Genomic DNA, 283 nt, shown 5'->3' with positions numbered 1-283 from the left:
ATGCTACAGGCAATGCAACAATTACAGCTGCAGACATTGACGATGGAAGCTCAGATGGCTGCGGCGGAGCTGTTACGCTGGCAGCAAGCAAGACAAGTTTCACCTGTGCAGACCTTGGTGCAAATACAGTTACATTGATAGTGACTGATGTCAGCGGCAACACGGATCAATGTACAGCTACGGTGACCATCAATGATGTGACACCTCCGACAGCAGTTTGCAAGGACATCACTGTTCAGCTTGATGCCTCCGGATCGGCAACAATTGTCGCAGGAGACGTTGA

Annotated in this window: 1 pseudogene; it reads left to right on the top strand. The window is 50.2% G+C overall.

Annotation, left to right across the window (positions count from 1 at the left end):
• A pseudogene (locus tag Q1A18_RS19010) lies at window positions 1-283 on the top strand (HYR domain-containing protein); the annotation flags it as partial.

Origin of the sequence: uncultured Sunxiuqinia sp., assembly GCF_947495665.1 — a bacterium.
GTDB lineage: Bacteria > Bacteroidota > Bacteroidia > Bacteroidales > Prolixibacteraceae > Sunxiuqinia > Sunxiuqinia rutila.
Note: the sequence above shows the minus strand (reverse complement) of the source record. Positions and strands in the feature narration are given on the sequence as shown.